We start from the raw sequence: 242 nt of genomic DNA, 5'->3' as shown, positions 1-242 counted from the left end.
ATGTCAAAAAGCACCTGTCATCAACACAGGTGCTTTTCTCTATCATTTATACGTGCTTGCTGAAAACATTTCGTTTAATTCTGCTGCTCGTTTTGTTGCGGTTTTGACACAATCGACAACGGCTTCTTCAAATTGATAGGCAGCAAGTGTGTTCAGGCCGGCTTCTGTCGTTCCGCCTTCACTTGTGATCTCTTTGCGCAGTTCAGCAGGTTCTTTACCGCTGCTTTGAAGCATGTTGGCGG

General features: G+C 45.5%; 1 protein-coding gene. It reads right to left on the bottom strand.

All coding sequences use genetic code 11. The features are described from left to right. Positions 1 to 42 precede the first annotated feature (42 nt). Positions 43 to 242: pyrroline-5-carboxylate reductase family protein (locus SB658_RS27005; RefSeq protein WP_410603588.1), on the bottom strand; the 200-nt coding region annotated here is incomplete at its 5' end.

The sequence above is a fragment of the Bacillus sp. SIMBA_008 genome, from assembly GCF_046535495.1.
Taxonomy (GTDB): domain Bacteria; phylum Bacillota; class Bacilli; order Bacillales; family Bacillaceae; genus Bacillus; species Bacillus subtilis.
Note: the sequence above shows the minus strand (reverse complement) of the source record. Positions and strands in the feature narration are given on the sequence as shown.